This is a genomic window from Spongiibacter pelagi (genome assembly GCF_014705705.1).
GTDB lineage: Bacteria > Pseudomonadota > Gammaproteobacteria > Pseudomonadales > Spongiibacteraceae > Spongiibacter > Spongiibacter pelagi.
This window is the reverse complement of sequence record NZ_JACXLD010000039.1, coordinates 1-2,284: the sequence shown is the minus strand read 5'-3', so window position 1 is coordinate 2,284 and position 2,284 is coordinate 1. Positions and strand designations below refer to the sequence as shown.

1 rRNA gene is annotated in these 2,284 nt (G+C 52.3%); it reads left to right on the top strand.

The window, feature by feature from the left end:
- A 23S ribosomal RNA gene (locus IB286_RS15305) occupies positions 1-2,240 on the top strand; the annotation flags it as partial.
- Between the last annotated feature and the right edge of the window lie 44 nt (positions 2,241-2,284).

Here is a 2,284-nt window from a genome sequence, read left to right as displayed (position 1 = left end):
TAGTTGCATGCATTAGACCCGAAACCCGGTGATCTATCCATGGCCAGGTTGAAGATGCCGTAACAGGCATTGGAGGACCGAACCCACAAATGTTGAAAAATTTGGGGATGAGCTGTGGATCGGAGTGAAAGGCTAATCAAACCGGGAGATAGCTGGTTCTCCTCGAAATCTATTTAGGTAGAGCGTCATGTCTTACCCTGGGGGGTAGAGCACTGTTTGGGCTAGGGGGTCATCCCGACTTACCAAACCCATGCAAACTCCGAATACCCAGGAGTACAATCATGGCAGACAGACGGCGGGTGCTAACGTCCGTCGTCGAGAGGGAAACAACCCAGACCGCCAGCTAAGGTCCCAAATGCTAGTTAAGTGGGAAACGATGTGGGAAGGCTCAGACAGCTAGGAGGTTGGCTTAGAAGCAGCCATCCTTTAAAGAAAGCGTAATAGCTCACTAGTCGAGTCGGCCTGCGCGGAAGATGTAACGGGGCTAAATTAGCAACCGAAGCTGCGGATGCACTATGTGCATGGTAGAGGAGCGTTCTGTACGCCTGCGAAGGTGAGTCGAGAGGCTTGCTGGAGGTATCAGAAGTGCGAATGCTGACATAAGTAACGACAAGGGGGGTGAAAAACCTCCCCGCCGGAAGACCAAGGTTTCCTGCCCCATGTTAATCAGGGCAGGGTTAGTCGGCCCCTAAGGCGAGGCTGAAAAGCGTAGTCGATGGGAAACGGGTTAATATTCCCGTACTTGTTATTATTGCGATGGAGGGACGGAGTAGGCTAGGCGATCGCGGCGTTGGTTGTCCGCGTTTAAGCTAGTAGGCTGAGGACTTAGGCAAATCCGGGTCCTTAAGGCTGAGAGGTGATGACGAGCTCTCTTTTGAGCGAAGTCGTTGATGCCATGCTTCCAAGAAAATCTTCTAAGCTTCAGATAGTAACGAACCGTACCCCAAACCGACACAGGTGGTCAGGTAGAGAATACCAAGGCGCTTGAGAGAACTCGGGTGAAGGAACTAGGCAAAATGGTACCGTAACTTCGGGAGAAGGTACGCCGGTTTTGGTGATGGGACTTGCTCCCTAAGCTGAGGCTGGCCGAAGTGACCAGGTGGCTGCGACTGTTTATCAAAAACATAGCACTCTGCAAACACGAAAGTGGACGTATAGGGTGTGACGCCTGCCCGGTGCCGGAAGGTTAATTGATGGGGTTAGCTTAGGCGAAGCTCTTGATCGAAGCCCCGGTAAACGGCGGCCGTAACTATAACGGTCCTAAGGTAGCGAAATTCCTTGTCGGGTAAGTTCCGACCTGCACGAATGGCGTAACGATGGCCACGCTGTCTCCACCCGAGACTCAGTGAAATTGAAATCGCTGTTAAGATGCAGTGTACCCGCGGCTAGACGGAAAGACCCCGTGAACCTTTACTATAGCTTCACAGTGGACTCTGATATTACTTGTGTAGGATAGCTGGGAGGCTTTGAAGCTCAGACGCTAGTTTGAGTGGAGCCAATCTTGAAATACCAGCCTGGTACTATTGGGGTTCTAACTCTGGTCCATTATCTGGATCGAGGACATTGTGTGGTGGGTAGTTTGACTGGGGCGGTCTCCTCCCAAAGCGTAACGGAGGAGCACGAAGGTGCGCTAATCACGGTCGGAAATCGTGAGGTTAGTGTAAAGGCACAAGCGCGCTTGACTGCGAGACTGACAAGTCGAGCAGGTACGAAAGTAGGTCTTAGTGATCCGGTGGTTCTGTATGGAAGGGCCATCGCTCAACGGATAAAAGGTACTCCGGGGATAACAGGCTGATACCGCCCAAGAGTTCACATCGACGGCGGTGTTTGGCACCTCGATGTCGGCTCATCACATCCTGGGGCTGAAGCCGGTCCCAAGGGTATGGCTGTTCGCCATTTAAAGTGGTACGCGAGCTGGGTTCAGAACGTCGTGAGACAGTTCGGTCCCTATCTGCCGTGGGCGTTGGAGATTTGAGGAAAGCTGCTCCTAGTACGAGAGGACCGGAGTGGACGAACCTCTGGTGTTCGGGTTGTCACGCCAGTGGCATTGCCCGGTAGCTATGTTCGGACGGGATAACCGCTGAAAGCATCTAAGCGGGAAGCCTCTTCCAAGATGAGATCTCCCTGGGGCCTTGAGCCCCCTAAAGAGCCGTTCAAGACCAGGACGTTGATAGGCAGGGTGTGTAAGCGTTGTAAGGCGTTGAGCTAACCTGTACTAATTGCTCGTGAGGCTTGACCATATAATCAAGTGGTTTAGCCATCATAAAGACTTTGAAGAAAACAA